Annotated in this window: 2 protein-coding genes; both read right to left on the reverse strand. The window is 44.0% G+C overall.

Translation table 11 applies throughout. The features are described 5' to 3' along the window. Positions 1–41: 41 nt before the first annotated feature. Complete coding sequence (locus A5295_RS04710) at positions 42–578, reverse strand: peptidylprolyl isomerase (protein ID WP_064621922.1); 537 nt, start codon at positions 576–578, stop codon at positions 42–44. Between the two features lie 236 nt (positions 579–814). Beyond that, the coding region (locus tag A5295_RS04715) for a GA module (RefSeq protein ID WP_231875290.1) at positions 815–6,483 on the reverse strand (5,669 nt) is incomplete at its 5' end.

Genomic DNA, 6,483 nt, shown 5'->3' on the forward strand with positions numbered 1-6,483 from the left:
GTATTAAAGAATATTAAAGAGTATTAAATCATAACGTTTAATCACAAAACTTCAATAGAAATAATACCTACAGGCTCAAGAGGAGCATCAGATCGATCCGTCGCAACAGCCTCGAGCTTATCGACAACCGCCTTCGATTCATCGTCAGCAACTTCGCCGAAAATTGTATGGTGACCGTCAAGCCATGGAGTTGGCACAGTTGTAATGAAGAACTGCGAACCGTTAGTGCCATGCAAACGACCGTCACGACCGTGACGCTTTCCAGCATTTGCCATAGCGAGCAAATAAGGCTTATCGAACTTCAAGGACGCGTCAATTTCATCGTCAAACTCGTATCCAGGACCGCCAGTTCCATTGCCGAGTGGGCAGCCACCCTGAATCATGAAATCCTTAATGATGCGGTGGAAAGTTAAACCATCGTAGAATGACTCATGCGAAGGTTTTCCACTGAATGGGTCAAGCCACTCGCGCTCACCAGTAGCTAAGCCAACAAAATTTTTGACGGTTTCAGGCGCTTTACTGTCAAACAAATTGATTTTTATATCGCCTTCAGAAGTATGCATAATAACTGTAGTCATGTGGTAATTCTCCCATATTTTCAAGACTGTTTCAATTCGTGTTAAATAAAAATATTCTCATACAAAAATGCCTCACTTTGCGTAGTAAAGAAAGACGCAAAGTGAGACACGTTTTACATTAACTTCATTATGCTAATTAACCCAATACTCAGCAAACTTACTGAATACAATTAAGCAAACATTAAGCAGCTCTAAAACTAGCTGATCTGCAATAACCAGACCAGCTAGCAAATATTCTACTTACTACTGTGGCGAGAAGTACCACGACGCTTAGTTGAGAAAAGCGCAGCACCAGCAGCACTAAGAGTTGCAGCAAACAAGCCAAACACAGACACGTCACTACCAGTCTTACTAAGCTGAGCAGCACTACCACTCTTCAACACCTGAGCGCGCACAGAAGCACGAACATCAGCCGCATGAGCCTTAGCAGCAGCCAAAGCCTTACGAGCAGCAGAAAGCTTCTGAGCTGCAGCATCAACCTGAGCCTGAGTTGCGTTAGGATCAGCCGCAACCTTCTTAGCCTCAGCCAAAGCAGCATCCAAAGCCGCCTGAGCCTTAGAAACTTGAGCATCAGCCTGCTTCACAGCCGGATTGCTTTCAACCGCAGCGTTCACAGCAGCAGAACTTGCGCCATTAGCATTATTAGCGTTAGCGTTGGCAGCATTGGTGTTAGCAGCGTTACCTGCATTACCCGAGTTTACGCCAGCACCAGCGTTACCATTATCAGCATTTCCAGGCTGTGAATCAGACTCAGCACCCTGAATCTGAACATTCAACTCACCCTTATCCACAGTAGTAGGCGCATTATCATTCACACCATAACCAGCTTCAGAACCAGAACCAGGAGTTGGCAGTGGACTTGGAGTTGGGGTCGGAGTTGGTTTCTTACCGTCAAGAGCCTCTTCAGCTGCCTTAAGCTTTGCAAGAGCAGCGTCAACAAGCTTCTGCTTTTCAGCTTGAGTCTTAGTTGTTACATCTTCCTCGCCTGCAGCAGCCTTCTTCGTACCAGTTAGCTTATCGATAAGATCCTTAGCATCTTGAAGAGCCTGATCAAACGCAGTCTTCTTTTCCGTCGTAGTAGAATACGTATACCTATCTGAGTTCTTAACGTTGCTATCCTTATCAATCTCTTCTTGCAACGGCTTGGTATCAACGCCATCAAGCGCCTTACGCGCATTTTCAAGCTTCTGAAGTGCGTCGTCTACCGCTTGTTGATCTTTAGCCTCTTGCTCGGGAGTGCGCGGAGTAGAGTCTGGCTTCGCTTGATTTGCGTTATCTTCCTTAGCTTTCTTCAATGCCGCTTCCGCGTCAGAGAGTGCCTGATCAAAGGCCTCTTTCTTCTCCTTAGAAGCGGTCGTGTACAGAGGATCGCCAGGTGTAGCCGGCTTAGTGGAATCGTTAGGATTAGCTGGCGTTGGCTTAAGCTTAGAATCGTTATCCACTTCAGCCTGAAGTGCATCAGTACTTACGCCCGCACCCTTAACTTTGTCATCAATCGCCTGCATTGCCTTAAGAAGATCCTTATACAGCTCATTAACCTGATCCGCATCCTTAGGATCGCCATTAGCTTTGTCTAGCACGGCTCCAGCAGCAGTAGCAGCATCGTCAAACGCTTTCTTTTGCTCATTGCCTTCTTGCAGACCCTTATACTTGTCGCCCTTAGCGAACTTATCAGCGATCTCTTTCAGCTTTTCAAGACGAGCCATGGCAGTATCGGTTGCAGTAGCATTGGCAAGCGCGTCGTCGATGTCGTCAGAAGTTGTACCGTCAGCGTTCTTGTGATCAGAAGCATCAGTATCTTCAATAATCTTCTTGAAAGCTTCCTTCTGCGCATTGTTCAAATGATCAAGCGCAGCAATCTGCTTCTTAGCATCCTCTATCTTCTTAGCCTTCAAAGCGCGATTAGCAATAGCAGTTGGGTCGCCAATCTTCTTTGCATCATTGATGTCATCAATAGCCTTCTGCTTTTCAGCATCTGGAAGATCACTATCTTGAATGCGTTTCTTCTGATCTTCCTTTTCTTTATTAAGTACAGACTGATCATCGTATGTGTTCTGAGAAGTATCGCGCTTGCCCTTAGCATCTTCGATTGCCTTGTTTGCGTCATCAAACGAAGTTTTCACGCCATCAACAGCATTCTTGATGTCAGAAGGCTTTGTTGCACTGTTAACAGTGTTCTTGGCATCATCGATTGCCTTAGTGGCAGCTTCATACTTATCTTTAGCTTTTGCTTTCTGCTCATCATTCAACGCCTTGTATGCTGCATCAAGTTCTGCCTTCTTAGCATCAAGCTTGGCAATACCAGCATTCTTAGCATTCTGCTCGTTAATTGCGTTCTGGCGCTTGGCTGCGTCAAGATCATTCTTAATCTCTTCTGCAGTAGCAGCAGGATCCTTCTTTGCAAGAGCATCTTCCAAAGCAGTGAGTGCTGCATCCTTCTTGCTTGGATCAGAACCAATTAACTCCTTAAGAGCCTTATCGTCCTCGCTGTTAGCATTGCCGTGGCTTAAGAATGGAAGCGCGCCAGCACTAACATCCTTGTGCGCTTCATTAAGATTATTAGCTTCATCTAAAATCTGCTGAACTTCTTCAGGAGTCTTAGCACCAGGCTTGGTAGCATCCCCACTCTTTCCATTCAGCTTTTCCTTGAGCTTATCCTTTTCATCTTGAGTCAGATTGCCAAGACCATCAATTGCATCAGAAGCTTTCTTTTTCTTATCCTGTAGCTCTTGCTTCTTCTGGTCCTCCTGCTTTTTATCTTCCTCTTTTTTCTGCTCTTTTTCCTTATTTTCTTTGTCTTTCTTTTCTTTTTCCTTTAACTGTTCAGGAGTTACATTATTCTTGCCAGCCTGCTCGTTGGCCTTCTTAAGAATATTCTGAATATCATCAGCACCTTTAGCATTATCAATCTCATTCTTATACTGGGTTTTTTGCTCCTCAGTAAGCTTTGGATTGCGGTCGATAATCTTCTTCGCATCATCCTTCATCTGCTGGAGTTGACCAGCATCAGGCGTTGGCGCAGGGGTTCCCGCCTTCTTATAAGTTACCTTAACGGAGAACAAATCATTATTAGCAGAATCCTGGAACACAAGTGTTGTAAAATCACTATTCTTATATGTAACCTTTGCAATGCCATTAGCATTAGAAGTTGAGCTAAGCTCCATCTTAACTGTATCTGTTTTTGGCGTGAGACTCGTAGGAACGTTATACGGCGCCTTATCTTCTGCTAGTGAATCCGTGCCATCGTAATTGGCTTTCAAGAATGCTTCCGCAGCTTTCTTGAAATCAGCTTCAGACAGATTTTCTGGGTCGGTAACTTCAATCTCAGGAATTGGATTGTACTTGCGCTCAGCCTTCTTGGCATCGGTGAGCTTGCGAATAAGATCGCGCAGGTCCTTCTCGGCTGTTTGACCTTGAGCCATGCTATCGATCTTGGAATCATCCAACTGATCAGGATTGTCGATGCCAGCGCGCTTCAAATCTTCGTTAGTGAGATTGTCAGGAGCACCTTTGCGCTTCTTCAGCAAATCCTTAGCTTGCTGCTTTAGATTGTCAATCGTATTATCTTTTTGAGGTTGAGAGCTGTTCTTTTTAACATACAAATCGTTAGCTTGGATGGTAATCAATTCGGTTTGCGAGGCAGAATCCCAATCTCCCCCATCATCGTTGTCAGCCCATGGACGACCAATAACCTTGATACCCTTATCATCGCGTAAACTGATACTAAGCATCGGTCCACCATTCTTACCAGATACACCGTAAGGACCCATATTCTTAGTACCGGCTTTTGGAGTCCAAGTTTTTTTAACCTCAACGCTGTCTGCAACAGTAGCTAAATCATCTTCAGTTACATTATCGTAATTGTCTTTTACAAACTGCTTTAATGCCTTCACAGCTTCTGGAACAGTTGGTGTATTACCCTCAATCTCAGTCTTTGTAACTTTATAAGTAAAGGTATTCCCTGGATTGTCTTTGTCAGTTTCCGTCTTAGTTTCCGTAGAAGGTGTCTGAGGCGTTTGCTTATTTGCCATTTGCTTAAGGAATACGCTCATTGGGTATGTAGCATCTTTGTAGTTGTCAGCATGGAATACTACTACGCCCTTACCCTCTACTATCTTAAATTCAACACCTTTGATTGTTACAGACGTATCAGGATTCTTAGCATCCTTAGCTTTAAGCTTCTTCATAAATTGAGAGACAATAGCATCAAGCTGCGTCTTATTATCATTTACGTCTTTTTGTGTAGCGTTAAAGGGATCGAAATTAACCCTTGATTGTTGTTCAGGACGTTCAACGATGAACTCTTTTTCAGCAGCAGGAGTTGGAGCAGGCGGCTTTGGAGTTGGATTTTCCTCAGCAGCCTTTTGCTTTAAGAATTGCCAAGAAGGAATCTCTGTTGTTGAACCGTCTGCCCAAGTGATGATGGCGTTCTTGAAGTCTTTATCGAAGCTTACAGGAGTTTTGCCATCCTTCTTGGCTGCATTATAAACATCCAAGTCAGCGTTTGCTTTATCAAAAGCATCGGTTACTTGCTTTTGCTCTTCTGTAGTCAAGCTAGAAAGATTCCCAACCTCAATTGGATCAGGTACCACGTAAGGCGCCCAATCGGAGATTTTTGGCCCTTGGAACACAAGCTCAGACGCAGGAATCGTAGCTTTTGAGCCATCTTCGTAAGTCACAACAAGGTTCTTGCCGTCTTTATCGAAAGCAATAGCATTATCCTTGGCAAGATGCTTGCTAAATTCGCTGCTATCAGGGTTCGCCTTCTTGAACGCATCAATAACAGCCTTTTTATCATCATCACTTAACGAATCAGGCTTTACAACAGGTATGCGATCTGGCATAACTGGCTTATATCTGTCGCTGTCGGATTCATCTTGTGCAACAAGAAGGCTTGCAGGAATCGTGCGAGTCGTCTTGTCTTTGAAAGTGATAGTTGCAGAGCCATCCTTATTTACCACAACACCATTATCAGCAACTAATTCCTTGAAGTACTTGGTGTTTTCATTCGCTTTTTCAATTTTTTCTTTAATAGCCTTTTGCTCGGCTTCACTTAAAGCGTTAGTCTTCTTAACCTTTGTAACCTCTGGATACGCAAGCTTCAAATAATCCGCAATCTTTGGCGTATTGTGCTTTTGACCAACCGCATAGTGCCAGTTACCTGCAAAACGGTAAACGCCAGCGGCAAAACGAAGCGGATTGGTGTCACGCTCTTTCCATGCATTGTCTTCCATCTCGGAAACGTAAGTCATGTCATACCAACGCTGACCAGCAGACTCCCAGTCTACGAAAATACCCTTAAGGCCTTGAGTTTGCTTTTGGTATTCTTCCCATTGTTGTGCGGTATTGCCCGCATTATCGTAGCCTTTATTGTCTTTGGTACCCAAGCCCATAAGCTGTTTCCAGCCTTTGCTGGCAAGAATATTTTCGTCACTAAAATAATAATTAGAAATATTAGTCCATTCCTTAGGACTATTAAAATGTTTGTCAGAAACAACGCCATAACCGTTTGCGTCGGTTGTAATATATTGCGAAGAACCAGCAGGTTTAACCTGCTCCTTGCCATTTTTTGTTAACTTTTCAATACGCTTAAATTGAATATCTTGAGGATCTTTCAAACCAGCAGGAACACCAAACCACCACATTGGACGGAATCGCCAATCGTCAGCTGTAGCATTGTTGTGGCAATTAGAAAGATAATGAACGCGAACAAATTTACCAAGAGGGTCTATGCCTTCAGTACCGCCAGCTTTGGCGTGCTCAAAGGTATCGTAATATTCAACGTCAATGTTGAAATGAGCCTCGGCATATTTTGCATCAGTTTTGAAACCGTAATAAACATTGTTGCCAGTGCCGTCTACATAACCGTCAGCATAGGCAGGCGAGGAAACGAATACCCCCCCCC

It is taken from the genome of Gardnerella sp. 26-12 (genome assembly GCF_001660745.1).
Lineage (GTDB): Bacteria > Actinomycetota > Actinomycetes > Actinomycetales > Bifidobacteriaceae > Bifidobacterium > Bifidobacterium swidsinskii.